This window comes from Ruegeria sp. AD5 (assembly GCF_056542345.1).
In genome coordinates, this window is record NZ_JBQFZR010000009.1 from 20,740 (window position 1) to 39,112 (window position 18,373).

Genomic DNA, 18,373 nt, shown 5'->3' on the forward strand with positions numbered 1-18,373 from the left:
GGAGAACACCATGTCCCTGCATCAGATTTCCAGCTTCGCCGCTGGTACTTGGGTCGCGCCTGGAGAAGGCGCACGCACCATCGCATCCGCCATCACTGGCGCACCATTTGCCAGCGCTGGCAATGCCGCGCTCGACGTACAGGCGATGCTTGACTATGCGCGCAATACCGGTGGCCCCGCGCTGCGCAAGTTAACGTTCCACGATCGTGCTCGGATGCTCAAGGCGCTGGCGCAAGAGCTTTCGGCGCATAAACAAGCCCTTTACGACCTGAGTTTCGAAACCGGAGCCACGCAGAAGGACCACCTGATCGATATCGATGGTGGCATCGGCACGATGTTTGTCTTTGCCTCAAAAGGCCGGCGCGAGATGCCGGACACGCAGGTTTATCTGGACGGCGAAATCGAGCAGTTGTCACGCAATGGCACCTTTTTGGGGCAGCATATCTGCACGCCCCTGCAAGGGGTCGCGGTTCATATCAACGCCTTCAACTTCCCGGTCTGGGGTATGCTGGAAAAGCTGGCCCCGACGCTGCTGGCTGGCGTGCCTGCAATCGTCAAGCCGGCTACCAACAGTTGCTACGTCACCGAACTGGCAGTGCGGATCATGCTAGATAGCGGCATCCTGCCTGCCGGTGCGCTACAGCTGGTCTCGGGCGGGTTGGGCGACATGCTCGATCACTTGGATTGTCAGGATGTGGTCAGCTTCACAGGCTCGGCGAACACCGCGTTGAAGCTACGGCAGACGCCTGCGATCTTGCAGAACTCGGTCCGGTTCGTTGCTGAGCAGGATAGTTTGAATGCTTCAATCCTCGGCCCGGATGCAGAGCCCGGCACGCCGGAATTCGATCTGTTCGTTAAGGAAGTCTCTCGTGAGATGACCACGAAGGCGGGCCAGAAATGCACCGCCATCCGTCGTATCATCGCGCCCGATAATCAGGTCGACGCCGTGATTTCCGCACTCTCGGAACGGTTGGCGAAGATTACCATCGGCGATCCGCGGGCCGAGACCACGCGCATGGGCGCGCTTGTGTCGAATGGTCAGAAGGCTGACGTCTTGGAAAAGGCAGCTTTGATCGGGCAAGAGGCTGAACGGGTTTATGGAAACCCCGACGCGTTCGACCTGAACGGCCCCGATACTGGGGCCTTCGTTCCCCCGATGCTGTTTCACTGCGCTGACCCCGACAAAGCGCATCGCGTACATGATACCGAGGCGTTTGGTCCGGTCTCGACCCTTATGGGTTATCGCGATCTGGGTCATGCGGTGGCGCTGGCCAATCGCGGGCAGGGGTCTCTGGTCACATCGCTGATCACTCACGACACTGAGGTTGCGCGGGGCGTGGTGATGGGGGCCGCGGCCTATAACGGGCGGATTTACATTAACGACCGCGACTCGATGGCGGAATCGACCGGCCACGGCTCTCCGCTGCCGCATATGGTGCATGGCGGGCCGGGCCGCGCGGGCGGCGGTGAGGAAATGGGCGGCGTGCGTGGTGTGAAACACTATATGCAACGCACGGCCATTCAGGGCTCCCCGCGCATGCTTAGTGGTATCAGCACCAAATGGGTGCCAGGAGCGCCCGAAATCCAAGGTCCGGCCCATCCGTTCACCCGTAAATTCGGTGAGTTGCAGGTCGGAGAGACGCTGCACACAGCCTCGCGAACCATCACGCTGGAGGATATCGAACACTTCGCCAATTTCACCGGCGATACCTTCTACGCTCATATGGACGAGGACGCGGCGGCGCGAAACCCGTTCTTCCCCGGTCGTGTGGCGCATGGCTATCTGTTGCTCAGCTTCGCGGCGGGCTTGTTTGTTGAACCGAACGAGGGGCCAGTGCTGGCCAATACCGGGCTGGACGGGCTGCGGTTCATGAAGCCCGTTGTTGCGGGCGACAGCATCAAAGTGCGTCTGACGGTAAAGCAGAAAACCCCTCGCAATGACGATTATGGCGAGGTCCGCTGGCACGTGTCCCTGACCAATCAGGATGACGAACCTGTCGCAGAGTACGAGCTTTTGACCATGAACGCCCGCTGACCCGCTGTACTACCTGTTTTTCTTATTGGGCCTAATGGGTTAAACTGGCCCCATGACCGAAAAGAGCTCGTGGTTCGATACGGCTGTGGCCGAACTGACGGACCCGCAAGACCAGCGGGTCTGGTCGATTATTGTCTCGCTGTTTGGTGACATGGCGCAAGAGCCCGGTGCGCAGATCTCGGGCGGTGTCCTGACCCGGATCATCGAGCCGATGGGCATCAAACCCGAAGCGATCCGCGTCGCATTGCACCGGCTGCGCAAGGATGGCTGGATCGAGAGCGACCGGATTGGCCGCGTCTCGCGCCATGTCCTCTCGGAATTCGGGCGGACGCAATCCGCCGCCGTCACGCCGCGCATATATGCGCGCGGTCCTTCGCCTATTGAAAATTGGCATCTTCTGATCGCCGAGGATGGATCGGGCACACAAGTGCTTGAAGACGTGATGCTCAGCGACGACTATATCCCTATTGGGCGCAACGTAGCGATGGGTGCGGGTCCCGTTCCAGATCAGTCGGACGGTTTGCTGGCCTTGGACATCTCTCCGCACGCAGCCCCCGAATGGGTGCAGGATCGGTTGTGTCCACCCGAATTGCGCGCCTCTTGCAAGGCTCTTCTGGGCGCGGTCGAACGCGCCGCGAAGTCCCGTCCCGAAGGCTGGGCGCCTACACCCTTGCAGAGCGCAACACTGCGCACCCTACTGGTGCATCGGTGGCGGCGGGTCGTGCTACGCCAGCCGGACTTACCTTTGGCTTTTTATCCTGTGGATTGGGCTGGTCCGGCTTGTCGCGATAGCGTGTTCGCGCTGCTTGATCTGCTGCCACGACCCTCAGCTGATGTGTTGAGCGGTACGAGTTGACCGCTGAGCGGTCTGTTCAACCATATTATCAGTGCGGCGCACATACCGGGTGCTGGGAGCTTTTCTGACCAAGTCATACCAATTTACACACCAATAATTAGGTTGCGGTTATCTGCCTGCCAATTCAGCCGTTCAGAAAACGCATGGTGCAATCGGGCCCCGGGCAATACCATCGCCTGAGCAAACCTACCGGAGATCCGTGATGTCGATTTTGCTAACGATTGTCTTGTTGCTGATGTCCCTTTTGCTGGGGATGCACATCTGGACTCGTCGCCTAACGCGGCAGGGCACCGAAATGGTGCCGCAACTGGGGCGGATCGTGCCCGTTCACGGTGGCAGCATTCACTATGTCGAAAAAGGCGACCCTTCCAACCCGACAATTGTCATGATCCATGGCCTATCAGGACAATTGCAGCATTTTACGTATGCATTGGTGGATGATCTTGCTCAGGATTATCACGTTCTCGCGGTTGACCGTCCGGGCTGTGGCTATTCCACGCGCGATGCTGCCCAGTTGGCGGAATTGCCCGAACAAGCCCGCATGATCCACGAGTTTCTGGAAATAAAGAACGTCGATCAAGCCACACTGGTCGGTCATTCTCTAGGTGGCGCCGTGTCTCTTGCGATGGCACTGGATTATCCCGACAACACGGCGGCGTTGGCGCTTCTGGCCCCCTTGACGCAACAAATGCCGGAACCGCCCGCCGTTTTCAAACCACTTGAAATCCGTACCGAGTGGCTGCGCAACCTTATTGGCAATACAATCGCCGTCCCGATGGCCCGAAAAACCGCGCCCCTCGTGCTGAAAGACGTCTTCGCACCCGAGCCCGCGCCCTCAGACTTCCTGAACCGTGCTGGGGGTGCCCTTGGTCTTCGCCCCTCGGCCTTTATCACCGCCTCACAGGATGTTGTTGGGGTAGAGGCCAGCATGGGTGCCCTGACTTCACGCTATAACGATCTGCGCGTGCCCGGAGGCATCCTGTTCGGCACAGAGGACCCGATCCTGTCCGCCGAGCTACACGGTGCTACAATGACGAAATTCGGCCTGATCTTTGAGGTCATGGAACACCGGGGTCACATGATACTCATCACAGAACCCGAAGTCTGCGCGCGTTTCATCCGCCAGATCGCCGAGAATTCCCGCACCCGGCTGGCAGAGCAGGACGCGCATTGAATAACGCAATAAAGAATCTCGGCAGGCACGCTTTTCCCTCTTGACCCTCCCCGGCCCCTCGCTTAAATCGCCTCTCACTCGTGGCGGAGTAGCTCAGTTGGTTAGAGCAGCGGAATCATAATCCGCGTGTCGGGGGTTCAAGTCCCTCCTCCGCTACCATTAAAATCAATTACTTACATGGCTCCTGGCTCATCCGGCGCTCTCTGAGCTGATTTCTGGGGGACATATGGGGGACAAGTTGGGCGATTTTTGCCCGCTAACTACGCCTCGAGCCTTGCAATATGATTCCGTACCCAGCGCCCATTTTCCAACATTATTAAATGGCTACCTGCAACCGAGGCTTTGTAGGTCATCGGGACGCTGTAGCCATAGAGCGACTAAGGCGGTGCCGACCGGGATAATGAGAAACCAGACCCACAGATAAAAACTTGCATGCCAAGTTAGGCGAGATACGCCTCGCATTAACTCACGTGCTCTTTTTGTCAGCTCGGCAGGTGAACCGGCAACGTCGATGTGTGATTGCGCGCCTGGCGTTTCCATCTCTCTAGATTTCTCTTGAAAGAGTTCTTTGACCTTGAATGCGAAGTATTCAAGCTCGGAATATGAGGTGTTGTCTTCATCATCTATTGTGCCCTTGTGTATCGTCTTCCCTGGATGGTTCCATGCTCGAAAGCTGCTGAAATCGCCAAGCCAGAAAAGCACATGGTTGACTAGTAGAAAGCCAATCATAAGGTTTGTGATGGTTGTCAGTTGCAAGAGGTTGGGTGACACGCCCAAAATCTCAAGGTTCTGCAGGCACACACCCGAATAAACCGTGAGTATTTTGGCAAGCGCCAGTGCCATTAGGCTTCTGTTCGAAACGTATGTCGCTCTTGAAATAAGTTCCTGTCCCTGAAAATTCACGATAACCTCTTGTTGATTTGGAATGCCCAAACCCGTCTATTCAATGCCGGGCAACAACAAACAACCGCACCACAAAAGAAGTGTCAAAAAGATACCTTGAAAATGCCTTTTCAAAGTTCCGCGTTGCTGTGCAAAGGTTAACACATTGCTAACGGAGCTTGATTGTGAAGAAGCTTATTTCAGCCACCACAATTGTGCTTGTTCTTTCGCTAGGAACGGGTTTTGCGCAGACGGTTCAGACACTTGTTCCAACTTCAACAGCAATCATTGAGACCGGCTCATTCTGGAACCTACTGAATAAGCACAAGTTGCAAATCCACAAAAGGCCATCTTGCTCGGCAACCATGCCGATCCACCGAGCTTTTGAGCCTGATGACAGGAGCGCTTTCTGCCCGCCGTCCATCCAGCGCCGTAGTTCAGCAAGCTCGATTTGCTCCCGCCGATGTTCGGCAAGTATGCTGCTGAGTGTTGCACTAATCATCGCTTCTGCCTGTCCAGGAATGCTTGAGAGAAGGTATCATATTACCCCATGCAAAGCAAGAACAGAGGTGGAATAAAGAATGAACGAATAGGGGGCGCTGGAGGTTTCCGAGATACAATTGATGAGCACCAATTTGCCAATTTCTGTAGCTACCGGTAAATTTTCTGCTCTTGACTGCCGATTGGGCTATTGTCTCGCATGCTCGGACAATTGGAGTAGAGAATGGCTAGGCATTCTCCCACAAGAACAGAACTGGTCGCGATACCTAATGACCTTGTCGGCACACGTGCCGCAGTGTTTTTTCTGCTCAGTACATCGAAGCGCCGCAAACTCCACAACGGTTTATCTGAACGAGCCGCTAACACTCCGACGCGCCCTTCAGCACTTGAGCCTCGCGGTCGGCACTACACAAAGACACTACTTTTGACGGACGAGTTTATCTTCACCTAAGTCAGACTGCCTCAGTTTGAACGAGCATGCCGAATTCAGCCGCGTGTTCGTAACAAATAATGAGCTTTTACCACTCGTTAACCAACCTTTGAGCATGGTTCAGGGATTGGTAGGTGGAGTGGTAGCCATGAAGAAAACGGCGATACTGGACAATCTGAAAGAGGTCATAGGCCGAGATAGGAAGAGGTTTGGCAAGCTAGTTAAGCATGATGGGCAGGGTGGCTTTTCTGAGGAAGAATTGAAGGGATTGGAAGAGCTATATGCGCGCAGCCCACCACCTGACGCCATAACTGAACCTGCACACCCGCCGTCATACGTCTATCGAGACCGGCTTTCACGAGAGCATGCCGCTGGTGGTGGCCTGATTAAAGACGACGACGGTGCTAACCGGCCTCACTATTGGGGGCATCGTGAGCGACTTCGGCAACGCTTTCTCAAAGGCGGTCACGATCCAATGCCGGAATATGAGCTTCTGGAACTGCTGCTGTTCAACGCAATCCCGAGGATCGACGTAAAGCCGTTGGCAAAGCGTCTACTGGCTGAGTTCGGCGACCTAAACGGTGTTATCGCGGCCTCAAAGCATCGTATTCTGAAGGTGGATGGGGCAAACGACTGGGTTTACTATCATCTGCGCGTTGTCGAAGCCTTCGGGCACAGAATGGCGCAGGCACAGATTTTGAAGCGGGATGTAGTGTCGTCGTGGGAAGGCTTGGTGACCTACTGCCGAACCGCAATGGCGCATCGCGAGGTTGAACAATTCCGGGTTCTCTACATGGATCGCAAGAATGTTCTGATTGCTGATGAAGAACAGGCCAAGGGTACAGTTGACCACGTTCCGGTCTACCCGCGAGAGGTTGTGAAACGTGCCTTGGAACTGAACGCCAGTTCGCTCGTTCTCGTTCACAATCATCCATCAGGAGACCCGACGCCCAGTAACTCCGATATTGTCATGACTGAGCGGATAAAGGACGCCTGCGATACCCTAGGCATTGTCATTCATGACCATGTTATTATCGGAAAAAAAGAAGAGTATTCCTTTAGTGCTAATGGTTACTTGCTTAGGTCTTGAGCAGGATTGGGGATGATAGACAACGCCGCTATTGGGAAAGCGATATGCTCTGACTAGTAGTCAACGAAAACTGCAGCAAGGTAGGTAGCGCCGTAAAGCTCTTGAGCAGTGAGCAGTCGTTTATTTTGTCGGTAGGGCCAAGGATCTCGAACGACAATCTCCGTGAGTCTTTGTTGCCCGAAGTTGTCCTCAAGCCAGGTCATACTTGTTAAAAGCGTAGCGTGCCCGAGAGAACCGATTATTACTGGAATATCGTCTGCTAGATAGCGTGAGGCGTGCTGAAGGGCAAAGGGGTCATGGATCCCAAACTGAACATCGGTGTGTGTTTCAAGTTCAGCGTAAAACTCATCGCCGCGCTCGTCAGTCCAGTATCCCTCTACAGCTCTAGCGATGTTTGGGCCAACACTCGGAAGACAGGGAACATTTGGTCCGTAGACCTTCTGCACAATATCTTCTTGGGAAACTCTAAAGCCATAAAGTTCGAACGCGGATTCGATGCAGGCAGCCCAGCACCACTGGTCACATTCTTGTAGAGCAGTAACGCGATTGATACGGAACCCGACACTACATTGTCGCACCATCCCTCCATTATACGGGAAGGCGTCACCACAAATGTACTCTGCGAGGGCCTCGTTTGCTCCAATTGAGTTTGAAAGTCCGAATGCAGAAAAAGCTGCTAGTCTTTTTATTGTGCATCGCCGGTCCATTGTATGTCTCCAGCTTGACTAAAATGTTTGACTACAAAGATATTAGGAAGTTCATAGGTTCTAAATTCGCTCGTTCTATTGGATCATCTTATCAGAAAAGTCAGTGATTTGCAGCAGCAAGGGTATACGGATATTTTGATAAGAACATTTTTCGCATTCATGGCCATCTCGCTCGCTACCTCAGCAATCGCAGGTGGGCTGCATGTCCGTGATGCTGATACCATTGTAGTAGATGGCACACCTGTTCGATTGAACGGCGTTGATGCACCCGAACTCGGCACACAGTCGGGTCAGAAAGCCAAGCGCTGGATGGTCAACTACCTTCGCGGCAAATCCATCGAATGCAAACTGAACGGTGAGCGCACCCATGATAGGTATGTTGGTGTCTGTTACGCTGACGGTGAAGACATAGGGGCCGCTGTAATCGCCGCAGGACATGCCCTAGATTGCCGTAGGTACAGTGGGGGTCGCTACAGGCATTTAGAGACACCAGCGGCTAAATCACGGCTCAGACGGGCCAAGTATTGTAGGTGAATTTCTGGAGAGAGCCATTGTTAAAGAAGCTTGAAGCTATTGAACGCATTGTGGTCATCATTGCTGCACTTCTTGCTGTGGTTCCTGTCGTAATTTACATCTCAGAAACCAAAGCACGCGACCTAGATAGAACAGCCAATTTCATAACGGCTTTTCAAGCATGCGAGAAGTTTGCACCTCCTGAAGGCGCTGTTTCTGATGGACCGATAGAGGGCTTCAAACCGATTGATTTAGATGCTTCGGGTCATGATCCAGAAAAACCTTGGCTCGATGCGCAGACCCGAGCGTGCTTGAAGATAGTCAAATGGAATTTGGAAAACGACTACGAGTGACTATCGCTTTCGACTCATAGCTGCCATGAGATTGAAAGACCCACTACCGCAAAGGTCCGCCTCACCTTGCGCAAGCTCCAGGTCGAATGCCTCAATGAACGGTGCAATCAATTGCTCGTCCAGCAGATAAAACGCCGTCGCATCCCGGGATCCGCGTGATAGCACACTATCCGCATTCCAACCCCAACGTCCCCGACCGGCATGGGCATCTAGCCAATTGTGGATCTCATGAAGCCGATATCCGAACCCTTCTTCAGGAACCTGCACACGCACCCTGATAGGGAAGTATTTTTCATCTGCTGCTTTCTTCGGGGATCTGCTGCGCGTTGCCATTAAGCCTCGATAACGTCGATTAACTCGGGCCCGTCATCATCGCGGCCAATCGGCGCGACCTTGTGATAGCGCATCCGTCCATCCCAGTCCGTGCCCAAGTTCTGCGCTTGGTCGTGGTCAATCTCACCTGACATCCAGGGCACAAGGTTCTCATTCGTCAGAATAACCGGCGACCTGGCATGGATGTGTTCGATTTGATGCAAGGCAGGGCGGGTGAGAATTGTGCAGGTGTTCAGACCAGACGAGAGGCGCGAGTAGAGGCCTGCGAAGTACATGCAGGGGTCATTGGTATCTGTCTTGATAACCCACGGCTGCTTGGCCCCCTTAGGACCTGTCCATTCATAGTAGAAACTGGCGGGGATAATGCACCTGCTGCTTTTCCACGCGACCCGGAACGAACCTAGCTTATGTGCCGTTTCAATCTTCGCGTTGAAAGTGGTTGGCTTCCATTGTTTCACGTCTTCCTTGAACCAGTGCGGTACAAGCCACCAGCGCGCCGTGGAGCTTATCAGTCGGTCGTCGTGGATGAACGCCATATCCAACATCTGAGTTGGCTTGACGTTCCAGCTCATGGACAGGTCTTTGGCGCTTGGATCGCGCTCAGTTGGGATAGGAACGCCATTCACGATCCAGTTCTGTAGGGCATAGAGTTCTGCCCATGTCATTTCAGGTCTGCCGAGTCGTCCGCACATCGTTCGAGCATAGCGAAACTAGGGGAACGTTTGGTGAACTTTTTCAAGTGTGATATGTATCAGTATCAGACTGGAGGAACACTATGCATAGCCCTTCTTCGCCCATCACCTCTTTTCGTGCAGGACTATCGGCACTTAGCTTATCCGAGCAAAAGGCGATATTCGATTGCCTGCCCGCAGCCATCCAATTCAGCCTGTGGCAAGACCGACTGCTAGAAGGGGCTTCCGAATTATCCGATAGTTCGCAATGTAAATTACTGCGAGAACTGAGTGATATCCTTTCGCCCGAGAGCTATTCCGACCAAGAAAGGAACCAGGCGGTTATTGCACAAATTGACAGTATGTCAGCGCTTGCAGAAAGAGTATTCCCGGATCACTCCGTTTTCCAGAAATACACACAAAGACTGGGCGATAACGCGTGCGAAACCACAACCATTGAACAAGAAGAAGATGCATTGCCCACTTGTACTTGCTCGTCATCAAGATCCTGTATGTGGCGACACAACGATTGTGGTGCAATTCAAGAATGTCTCGCGGGCGGATGTAATCCCACTGTAAGAGGTTGCGGCATTCTCTGGCTGCAAGCTTGCGATGGATTGTGTACTGGCAACTGGTGCTAAGACTTTAAGGCCCACTGCACAGGGACAATGTGATTCTCTGATGCACCAACAATTCAATATCTAACGCACCAGGTAGCGACGGCTGAGCCTGCCGACCCCCCCATTTATAGTGGGCTGAATATGGCGGGCCACTTGTGGTATACTAAGCTGGCCTCCCAATCTGGGAGTAGGGGAAGAACCCACCGTCTCACAAATGATTGAGAGTGAAGGTGGTGAGGGGCTGGATGAGGGGGTCTTAGCCAGCCCCTCTCTCTTGAGGGGGTATCCGGAGTGGTAGTGTTGTTCCGTTAAACCCAATCTACCCCGTTAGCGCCTTGTCCGAAATTGGGGGATTCCCGTAGACCCCTTATTTTCTTATCTCAGACACAATTCAAACACGCTGCACCGATACCAAGCAGGTGCGGCGCGTCGTGATGGGATTAGCGATTTCTATGAGGGGGTACGAGTTTGGCGCGTCGTACCTCCAACCAGCAAAGCTATTATCTATGCAAATAGAATCCTTGGTGCGATATTGTTGGTTCATCAAGACCGGTGGGAATTCAACATGCTATCAATGAATCCGTGTGAACCATTCTAGGCAAAACCTGGTGGAAAAATGCTGACGCGTTTGTTGTTAATTCTGGTGTTTCTTTTGCCCGCGCCACTCGCTGCAAATCCCACAGCGACTGACGAACTGAACACGTTTCGAAAAAGCCAAGGTCTTCAAGGATTAGTCTATAGTCGGAAGTTGGAGAAAGCCGCCAAGTCTCATGCTGAAGACATGGTGAAGAAGGGCTTCTTTTCGCATACCGGCTCTAACGGCTCTGACGTGGGTAAGCGGGTGCGCAAGGAGGGCTACGAATGGTGTTTTGTGGCTGAGAACATCGCCAAGGGGCAGAAAGGTCTGGACGCTGTGATGTCGTCTTGGGCGCAGTCACGGGGGCATCGTGCCAATATGCTGTCACGCGAGGCCAAGGAGTTTGCGCTGTACGAGGCGGCGGATCGCATCTGGGTGATGGTTCTAGCCGCCCCGTGTCGATAATCTTGTGCTGAGAATTAGCCGAACACACAACAAGCTCTCTGCTAAACCTCGCTGTCGACGAGCCGCTCCAAAGCGCGAGCCAGACTCACGTGCTCGTTGATGTCTTTCCTCATCTCCTGAGCCTCTCTGGTGTACATACCGTGCTTGTAGGCCGGATTGGCCTTGCCAGTACCGTGACCACCGCCTGCGCCATGCATCCGGCAAACCGTCCAGTCTTTTACCGCAGGGTTTTTGCAAGGAAGTCCGGTGCGTTTGGACGTTGCCGTGCATCGTGGGGCCGCGTGAGCCTTGTGCATGGGGTTGGTGGCATCTTTCATTTTTTGCCTCCCCCCGTCTCGACGTTACCAACGATTGCCTGGCCGCCATCTTCAACATTCACATGCTGAACTGTTACGGTTTGCTTGCCTCCGTTTCGGTATTTGCGAAGTGCCTCCATCTGTGCGGCAAATGTGCGCGTGAGTTTGTTGAATCCAGTGTAGTGGAGTTGGGCTTGAGGGATTGTCTCCGTGGCACCAAGCCACCGGGCCGACCGAATTGTTGCGACATGTGTGGCTGCCATCTGGACTGCCAGCATTCTCTCAACGGCATCTCGTGGCGCAATGTCGTGGATGATGGATATCATGAATGCCCGCTCATCGTTTATTTCACCTGCGCTACCAGATTCCGCGTTGTTCAGTGCTTTCAGGCAATGAGCCATCAAGGCGCTGGCCAGTTCATCGCAGTCTGTTCCGAACACTTCCCTTAGCCCGTCGTGCTTGGTTAGCTCGACAATGTTACCTTCTTTGTTGCTGCCTTCGAATTTGACCCCAGTTTTGCTTGGCTCGCTTTTCTTGGGGACGATGTCGCCTTTGGTTTCGTCAGTCATTGCTCATGCCTCGCTTGTTGGATTGTTGGTGCAGAAGGTGTCCGTTTCCCCCAGACCCCCTTGGTAGATAAGGATGTCATCAATATTGAGCCGGGGGCCCTCCCCAGAAGGGATGTTTCCGGCACAGATTTTGAGCCACCCTGTCATCATTTTTGAGCCGCCTTTGGCTTCCCCGTCGCAAATTTTAAGACGGTGCTGTCATCATTTTGATGACGGGTTTTTTCTTTCCCGTTGGTCCCTTTTGGGTTGTGAGTTGGGGCCTTCACCACAGGGAAATCCGCCCCTTCAGACCACTGCTTGTAGAGCCGACGACCACCGTCTCCGTGTGCGGTCGGCAGGGATATCTCTGTCAGTTCAAATAAGGGTGAAGTTGCGACGCCACTTTCACCCAGCTTTGGTGGTTTGGTGACCGCTATGAAGCCCTTGGCCTGCAATTCGCGGAAGCCATTCGCGACGGTGTTGCGAGCGACACCAAGACGCTCTGCGGCCTGCCGAACGCTGAGACTGATCCTGCCGTTATTGTTGTTGTCCGGCCCACGCCACTCCAGTTTGAGCCAGGGGTACAGAGACTGCGCGACAGGGGACAGCGCCCGCCAAGCGGGCGTCTCCATCATGTTTCGGACAAGCTTGGTGAAATGCTCGCCGCGTTTCTCGTTTCGCCTATCGCGCCCCATCTACGCAGCCTCCGCCTTGCTGAGCGCATCGATGAACTCGGGCAGCAACTCCACCTTGAAAGCGACGCCTTGCTTGCCGGGCAGCATCTCTCCATCTTTAGAGATGAAGAACACGCGGATATTGATGAGGTCATGTCCCTGGAAGTCATCCCAGTTGACGCGGAATTCTTCACGGCTGTTCTTGGGAATCTGGGTGGTGAGGGCCATTAGCGGCCCTCCCCGTAATACAGCGTTGCGACGATGCGTGCAGCGGCCTCTGAAAGGCCATGCTTGCGGCGAAGGGTGTGGATTTGGAGGTCAACGGTTCTCATGCTGCCACCTCGCCCGCCTGGATCAGCTCAACTTTGCTGACGAGAACATAGATGCCGTACTTCTGGCGTCCGGTATCTGCATCGCCCCGATACATCCTGCATTCGATGTTCACGCCGTCATCGCGGCGCAGGGGCAGTACCTGGTCCGAAAGGCGGCAGTAGCTTGCCGCGTAGAGTGGCGACCGCATCAGGCCTTCAAGGACTTGGCGCTTGTGCTTGGATGCATAGATTTCGCGCGGTTCCGTATCCGGATCGGTAATCCGGTAAAGGGCAGGTGCTGTCAGGTTAGGAAGGTCTGCCCAGCGATACACACGAAGCGCGTTTGCTGGAGGGAGTTCAAAGTCTGGTTTCTGCTCAGTACTCATTTTCTGCTCCTTGGTTCTTGCACCAAGGGCGAGAAACGGTTACAATCGCAACTATTCCACTAGCCGCAATCAAACACCGCCCGCGCCCTGTTCCTGGGGTGCGGGTTTTCGTTAGGCAGCTCGACGTTCATCGAGCCACTCGCTGATTTTGCTTTCAGGCCACGCGACCGTCTTAGGTGTCAGTTTTACTGGCCGGGGGAACTCACCTTTTGAAATGAGGGCGTAAATAGTGCTGCGACTCAGGCCGGTAACTTCTTGGACCATTCGGCAGCGAAGATGACGATCAACCATATCCTAACTCCTTTTGGGTTCATCTGGACGTGGTTGGACCGTACCTCGTTGTTTTTTATAAAAAAATTCGGGGAATTTTAAATTCCCCGTCCTGCTTAGCGCAATTGATTGGGAGAGTATTCACTTAAAATAGATTGTACCCAATCCGGTTCATCGGGGAAGGCTACAGCAAAGCCGGTGTATTTCTCCGCAAAGACTTTTGGGATCGTTAGCAAGTTATCATATAGTTTGTCGCCACTTGCAAATGCACCAGATTTCCGAAAAAAGTTCTGCATGTCCAAGGCCAGTATAATGAGTGCATCAAAGGCCTCATCCTCTTTTAGGATTTCTTCTGGCTGGCCGTCGTGGTCCTCAAGTAGAACAAAGGCCGCCCATAAGTGAAGGACTGGCGAAAACCTGTTCACAGAGTCTCGTAGCCTTTTTCCGTCAGTTGGAATGTTCTTCCCGGCTACAGTTTTTTCGTTTGTGTAGAATTCAGAGACTGTGAAACAAGCTCTTTCCTTTTGCACAGCACCTCGATTCAAGTAGTTCCAACGCATTTGACAAGCAACGTAGCCGCACAATTTTCCAAGATTGGTGCTTCGGTTCATATCCTTCTGAATTAGTTTAGCTACGTGGGAGTACCCGGCTTGCAACTCATTCTGCATCGCAAGATTCTCGATACAGAGTTGCTCCCAGGCTCTCAAGGCTGCCAACCTATCGTCCGGGTAGCACATTTCGGACCAGACACGAGGTGCAGGGAACGAAATTTTTTGCCCATTCAATATCACGGGTAACTCAGCCATTCTTGCCCCCAATCGCAACAACGTCTGCACTTTCTTGCGTTACAAGTTCAGCCCACTTATCTAATGCAACGGCGCGCTGATCCAGCAATTGAGCCTGATTGTAAACGCGCCCAACCAGCGTCGGGGCTGATGACGTTGCCGAATGATTCAATATGCGATCCACAACAGCCTCATTTTCGCCCGCATCAGCCATCTTTGTGGCAAATCCGGTTCGGATGTCATGTATCCTCCAAGGCTCAAAACCAGCAGGCAGGAGCGTATCCAATCGCGCTTTCGCCTTGCCGATCCCTGAAACAGGCGTGTCACCGGTCGTGGTAAACACAAACCCGGCATCAGTGTCTTCAGAGTGAAGTGCCTTCAATTCCTCTAAGGCCGGGTTGGACAAGTGGGTTATGTGCGGCTTCTTGTTCTTTGTCTGAGATCCCGGCTTAGTCATTCGCGCTGTGTCGAATGTGATTTCCTCCCATTTAAGGCCCAGGATTTCACCCCTACGCTGACAGGTAAGCAACAAAAGCCGAAACACCGGACCCCAAACAGGACCCATCTGAAATGTAGCCGTCCAGATTGCCCGTATCTCACCAATCGATAAAACCCGCTCTCGCGCATGCTCGGTTGTGGCCTTCGCCACGCCGCTGGCTATATTCGCAGCGATGTATCCACGCACCCATGCCCAATTTGAAAACGCAGCCAACGCAGCCCGAATACGATTAGCGTATGCCTTTCGGCCAGCCGACGCTTTTGCGTCCACGGCTTTTTGAATATCGCTTCGCGTCAAGTCAGTGATTGGGCTATCCAGATGTTCAGATAGGGATTGGCGCAACTGGCGCAGCCTTTCGTCGCGCGTTCTGAGGCTAGATAGATGGATGGTGTCATAGATATCCAGCACCTGCGACACGTTCAGCGTTGATACCTGCGTACGCTTCTTTTCGCGCCTCTCTGCCTCTGCGTTCGCGATGCGGTCAATTCCCTGCGCGGCTTCTGCTTCAATCTCCAACGCCATCTTGCGGGCTTCTGATAGACCGACAGGCTTGGGCCACTGGCCAAGCGTATGTTTGCGCTTTGGCCCGCCCTTTACCCGTTTTTCATACATCCATACCGCCTTGCCAGTGGAGGAAAGTCGGAACCTTAACCCTTTGCGCTCTGTGTCAGACACCTCAAGACGCCCCGTCTCGGGCGGAGCGAGGCTTTCAAGGTATCTGTTTGTCAATTTCTTCTTCATTGATCTGGGGGACTCATGGGGGACAAAATCAACAGGATTGTGGCGGACCGTTATGGACAATAGTAGACAATAATTATCCGGGGGACAATGTGAGTAGTGTTGTAAATAAAGAAAAAAGATGGTGAACAATAGATGGTCATGGATGTCAGCGGACTACAGGGGACAGCATCTAAAAAAACCGTGGTAAACGGAATCATAATCCGCGTGTCGGGGGTTCAAGTCCCTCCTCCGCTACCAGAACTTCTCAAACAAGTGCTAAGGCCCTGTTAGCTGCGTTTCCATTTGGATCGCGCCCTCGGGTTCCGTGCGAATTCAGACCAAGCACTGCAGTTCTTTGCGCTTCGTTGGTCTGAGGCCGCGAAGCAAGTTCTACCGCAACGTAAAAGGTTAGTTCCGGGCATGAACCGCGTGATTATGGTACTAAATCCGAGAAAATCAAATAAACCGAACGATCGGTCGAAAATATAGTTGAATACGAACGCAGACCGGGCCAGTCTTTGATCGCGCCGTGTTCGGGGATTCCCCGATTTACCACTGGCATCGCATTTCGTCTGAGGAGGCACGATCATATGACCCAAGTCATCGGGTATGAGAAAGTGGGCGATATCGCCGTTTTGTCGGCTGAGAACCCACCCGTTAACGCGCTGGGCGTGGATGTGCGCCGGGGTTTGTTGTCGGCGATCGAACGTGCCGAAACAGAGGGCGCGCGCGCGGTTTTGATCTATGGTGAGGGTCGGACTTATTTTGCAGGCGCAGACATTCGCGAGTTTGGCAAGCCGCCACAGGACCCGTGGCTGCCCGCACTCTGTGATCGGATTGAGGCGTCGCCCTTGCTGGTGGTTTCTGCGTTGCATGGAACCGCGCTTGGTGGTGGGCTTGAGGTTGCCTTATCCTGTCATTATCGCGTTGCCGTGCCGTCTGCGAAGGTGGGGTTGCCCGAGGTTAATCTTGGTATCATTCCTGGCGCTGGCGGCACCCAGCGCTTGCCGCGTGTTGCCGGAGTCGAGGCGGCATTGGACATGATCACAACGGGGCGGCACGTCCGAGCTCCAGAAGCGCTTAAGATGGGTGTGCTGGACAAAGTTCAGGATGGTGATCCGCGCGGGATCGGCCTGGCCTATGTCAGAGAGCTGCTTGCAACTGATGCAGCACGGCGCCCTGTTTGCGATATGGCCCAGCCCGCCCCAATCGATTTTGATGCGGCCTATAACGCGGTGCTAAAGAAGGGCCGGGGCCAACTGTCGCCTGCGATTGCAGTGCGGGCAATACAAGCCAGTTGCGAGGCCGAGGATTTTGCATCCGGTTTGGCTCGCGAACGGGAATTGTTCATGGACCTGATGGGCTCGGATCAGCGCAAAGGGTTGATCCACGCATTCTTTGCGGAACGTGCGGTTGCAAAATTGCCCGAGTTGAATGGGGTCGAGCCGCGGGACCTGCAACAGGTCGGCGTCATCGGCGGCGGCACGATGGGCGCTGGGATTGCCACCTCAGTTCTGCTGGCGGGGCTTCCTGTCGTGCTGCTTGAGATGTCACACGAGGCAGCGCGGTCCGCTAAAGATCGTATCGCGGCAAATCTGGCTGGCGCCGTGAGGCGCGGAAAGCTGAGCCAGGACAAACATGATGATATTCTGCAGAACCGGCTGACCCTGGCCACGGACTATGACGCACTGAGTGGCGTCGATCTGGTGATCGAAGCCGTGTTCGAGGACATGGCAGTGAAGAAAAAGGTTTTTGCGCAACTGGATGCGGTCTGCAAAAGCGGTGCGGTATTGGCGACCAATACCTCATACCTTGATATCAACGAAATTGCCGGATCGACCGAAAGGTCACGGGATGTCATCGGTCTGCATTTCTTCTCCCCAGCACATGTGATGAAACTGCTTGAGATCGTGGTGGCGGATCACACCGCGCCCGAAGTTGTGGCAAAGGGTTTCGCGTTGGGCAAGAGGTTGGGCAAGGTGGCCGTTCGGGCAGGTGTGTGCGACGGGTTCATAGGAAATCGGATTTTGGGCACATATCGGGCCAGTGCTGATCACATGGTGCTGGATGGAGCGAGCCCGTTCCAGATCGATACAGCGCTAACAGGGTTTGGATTTGCGATGGGACCCTATGCAGTGTCAGATTTGGCCGGATTGGACATTGGTTGGGCGGCGCGCAAGCGGAAACGGGCCGCAGGCCAGGATCCACGCGTTCGCGACAGTTTCTATGCCGACAAGCTGTGCGAGGCCGGACATTTTGGCCAGAAATCCGGCAAGGGCTACTACATATATGAAAATGGCAAGCGAGGTGGAGAGCCAAACCCCGAGGTGACAGCATTGATCGAAGCCGAGCGTGCGGCTCAGAACATAACTCCACGCGCGTTTACGGATGAGGAGATCATACGTCGCTATATGGTCGCGATGGTGAATGAGGCGGCGAAGGTGGTAGGCGACGGCATCGCGCGTAGACCGCTGGATGTGGACGTTACGCTGCTCTATGGCTACGGTTTTCCGCGCTACTGGGGTGGGCCGCTGAAATGGGCAGATTTGCAAGGTTTGCCGGGCGTATTGAACGATATCCGCAAGTGGGCTGAAGAAGATGCCTATTTCTGGCAACCTGCACCCCTGCTTGAACAACTGGTGGCCGAGAACCGCTGCTTTGATGATCTCAACAAAGG

General features: G+C 54.1%; 21 protein-coding genes and 1 tRNA gene. 10 read left to right on the top strand and 12 right to left on the bottom strand.

Going from position 1 to position 18,373, the window contains the following annotated elements:
* Positions 1–10: 10 nt before the first annotated feature.
* The 4 genes from paaZ (at position 11) to ACR0JG_RS20325 (ending at position 4,224) form a co-directional block, all read left to right on the top strand.
* Positions 11–2,035: a phenylacetic acid degradation bifunctional protein PaaZ gene (gene paaZ, locus ACR0JG_RS20310; protein WP_480572403.1), complete on the top strand. Its 2,025-nt coding sequence runs from the start codon at positions 11–13 to the stop codon at positions 2,033–2,035.
* A 52-nt stretch (positions 2,036–2,087) separates the two neighbouring features.
* Positions 2,088–2,891, top strand: coding sequence for a PaaX family transcriptional regulator C-terminal domain-containing protein (locus ACR0JG_RS20315; protein WP_480572406.1), 804 nt, complete (start codon positions 2,088–2,090; stop codon positions 2,889–2,891).
* A gap of 202 nt (positions 2,892–3,093) precedes the next feature.
* Positions 3,094–4,065 carry an alpha/beta fold hydrolase gene (locus ACR0JG_RS20320; RefSeq protein WP_480572409.1) on the top strand — a complete coding sequence of 324 codons (972 nt, stop codon included), beginning with the start codon at positions 3,094–3,096 and terminating at the stop codon, positions 4,063–4,065.
* Between the two features lie 82 nt (positions 4,066–4,147).
* A tRNA-Met gene (locus tag ACR0JG_RS20325) sits at positions 4,148–4,224 on the top strand.
* A 165-nt stretch (positions 4,225–4,389) separates the two neighbouring features.
* On the opposite strand, the gene ACR0JG_RS20330 is transcribed toward ACR0JG_RS20325, so the two are convergent.
* Complete coding sequence (locus ACR0JG_RS20330; protein ID WP_480572412.1) at positions 4,390–4,908, bottom strand: hypothetical protein; 519 nt, start codon at positions 4,906–4,908, stop codon at positions 4,390–4,392.
* A 1,118-nt stretch (positions 4,909–6,026) separates the two neighbouring features.
* Between ACR0JG_RS20330 and radC the strand changes: the two genes are divergently transcribed.
* Positions 6,027–6,968, top strand: coding sequence for a RadC family protein (gene radC, locus ACR0JG_RS20335; RefSeq protein ID WP_480572414.1), 942 nt, complete (start codon positions 6,027–6,029; stop codon positions 6,966–6,968).
* A 53-nt stretch (positions 6,969–7,021) separates the two neighbouring features.
* Here radC and ACR0JG_RS20340 read toward each other — a convergent pair whose 3' ends face one another.
* The gene (locus tag ACR0JG_RS20340; protein ID WP_480572416.1) at positions 7,022–7,675 is read right to left on the bottom strand and encodes a cysteine peptidase family C39 domain-containing protein; all 654 of its coding nucleotides are present in this window, start codon (positions 7,673–7,675) and stop codon (positions 7,022–7,024) included.
* 159 nt (positions 7,676–7,834) lie between these two features.
* Here ACR0JG_RS20340 and ACR0JG_RS20345 point away from each other — a divergent pair, with 159 nt between their 5' ends.
* Both ACR0JG_RS20345 and ACR0JG_RS20350 read left to right on the top strand, forming a co-directional pair.
* Positions 7,835–8,209 carry a thermonuclease family protein gene (locus tag ACR0JG_RS20345; RefSeq protein ID WP_480572418.1) on the top strand — a complete coding sequence of 125 codons (375 nt, stop codon included), beginning with the start codon at positions 7,835–7,837 and terminating at the stop codon, positions 8,207–8,209.
* A gap of 17 nt (positions 8,210–8,226) precedes the next feature.
* On the top strand, positions 8,227–8,541 hold the full coding sequence (locus ACR0JG_RS20350) for a hypothetical protein (RefSeq protein ID WP_480572420.1): 315 nt from the start codon (positions 8,227–8,229) through the stop codon (positions 8,539–8,541).
* Here ACR0JG_RS20350 and ACR0JG_RS20355 read toward each other — a convergent pair whose 3' ends face one another.
* Together ACR0JG_RS20355 and ACR0JG_RS20360 are read right to left on the bottom strand one after the other, a co-directional pair.
* Positions 8,542–8,874 carry a hypothetical protein gene (locus ACR0JG_RS20355; protein ID WP_480572422.1) on the bottom strand — a complete coding sequence of 111 codons (333 nt, stop codon included), beginning with the start codon at positions 8,872–8,874 and terminating at the stop codon, positions 8,542–8,544. It abuts the gene before it with no gap.
* Positions 8,874–9,566 carry an SOS response-associated peptidase gene (locus ACR0JG_RS20360; protein ID WP_480572425.1) on the bottom strand — a complete coding sequence of 231 codons (693 nt, stop codon included), beginning with the start codon at positions 9,564–9,566 and terminating at the stop codon, positions 8,874–8,876. The genes ACR0JG_RS20355 and ACR0JG_RS20360 overlap by 1 nt, the downstream gene beginning before the upstream one ends.
* 83 nt (positions 9,567–9,649) lie before the next feature.
* On the opposite strand from ACR0JG_RS20360, the gene ACR0JG_RS20365 reads away from it, so the two are divergent.
* Together ACR0JG_RS20365 and ACR0JG_RS20370 are read left to right on the top strand one after the other, a co-directional pair.
* Positions 9,650–10,186: a bacteriocin fulvocin C-related protein gene (locus ACR0JG_RS20365; RefSeq protein ID WP_480572428.1), complete on the top strand. Its 537-nt coding sequence runs from the start codon at positions 9,650–9,652 to the stop codon at positions 10,184–10,186.
* 595 nt (positions 10,187–10,781) lie between these two features.
* A complete protein-coding gene (locus ACR0JG_RS20370) occupies positions 10,782–11,207 on the top strand; it encodes a CAP domain-containing protein (RefSeq protein ID WP_480572431.1) in 426 nt (141 codons plus the stop codon).
* A gap of 41 nt (positions 11,208–11,248) precedes the next feature.
* Here ACR0JG_RS20370 and ACR0JG_RS20375 read toward each other — a convergent pair whose 3' ends face one another.
* The 8 genes from ACR0JG_RS20375 to ACR0JG_RS20410 all read right to left on the bottom strand — a co-directional run bounded on the left by ACR0JG_RS20375 (position 11,249) and on the right by ACR0JG_RS20410 (position 15,717).
* Positions 11,249–11,524: a hypothetical protein gene (locus ACR0JG_RS20375; RefSeq protein ID WP_480572434.1), complete on the bottom strand. Its 276-nt coding sequence runs from the start codon at positions 11,522–11,524 to the stop codon at positions 11,249–11,251.
* Positions 11,521–12,072 carry a hypothetical protein gene (locus ACR0JG_RS20380; RefSeq protein ID WP_480572437.1) on the bottom strand — a complete coding sequence of 184 codons (552 nt, stop codon included), beginning with the start codon at positions 12,070–12,072 and terminating at the stop codon, positions 11,521–11,523. Before ACR0JG_RS20380 ends, ACR0JG_RS20375 begins: the two co-directional genes overlap by 4 nt.
* 146 nt (positions 12,073–12,218) lie before the next feature.
* On the bottom strand, positions 12,219–12,746 hold the full coding sequence (locus tag ACR0JG_RS20385) for a hypothetical protein (RefSeq protein WP_480572440.1): 528 nt from the start codon (positions 12,744–12,746) through the stop codon (positions 12,219–12,221).
* On the bottom strand, positions 12,747–12,953 hold the full coding sequence (locus ACR0JG_RS20390) for a transcriptional coactivator p15/PC4 family protein (protein WP_480572443.1): 207 nt from the start codon (positions 12,951–12,953) through the stop codon (positions 12,747–12,749). It lies immediately after the preceding gene.
* Positions 12,954–13,053: 100 nt separating this feature from the next.
* A complete protein-coding gene (locus tag ACR0JG_RS20395; RefSeq protein ID WP_480572446.1) occupies positions 13,054–13,422 on the bottom strand; it encodes a hypothetical protein in 369 nt (122 codons plus the stop codon).
* A gap of 111 nt (positions 13,423–13,533) precedes the next feature.
* Positions 13,534–13,713, bottom strand: a complete 180-nt coding sequence (locus ACR0JG_RS20400) for a helix-turn-helix transcriptional regulator (protein WP_480572449.1) — start codon at positions 13,711–13,713, stop codon at positions 13,534–13,536.
* A gap of 95 nt (positions 13,714–13,808) precedes the next feature.
* A complete protein-coding gene (locus ACR0JG_RS20405) occupies positions 13,809–14,498 on the bottom strand; it encodes a hypothetical protein (RefSeq protein ID WP_480572452.1) in 690 nt (229 codons plus the stop codon).
* Positions 14,491–15,717: a tyrosine-type recombinase/integrase gene (locus tag ACR0JG_RS20410; RefSeq protein WP_480572455.1), complete on the bottom strand. Its 1,227-nt coding sequence runs from the start codon at positions 15,715–15,717 to the stop codon at positions 14,491–14,493. The genes ACR0JG_RS20405 and ACR0JG_RS20410 overlap by 8 nt, the downstream gene beginning before the upstream one ends.
* A 569-nt stretch (positions 15,718–16,286) precedes the next feature.
* Between ACR0JG_RS20410 and ACR0JG_RS20415 the strand changes: the two genes are divergently transcribed.
* On the top strand, positions 16,287–18,373 hold a 2,087-nt coding region (locus ACR0JG_RS20415; protein WP_480572458.1), incomplete at its 3' end, for a 3-hydroxyacyl-CoA dehydrogenase NAD-binding domain-containing protein.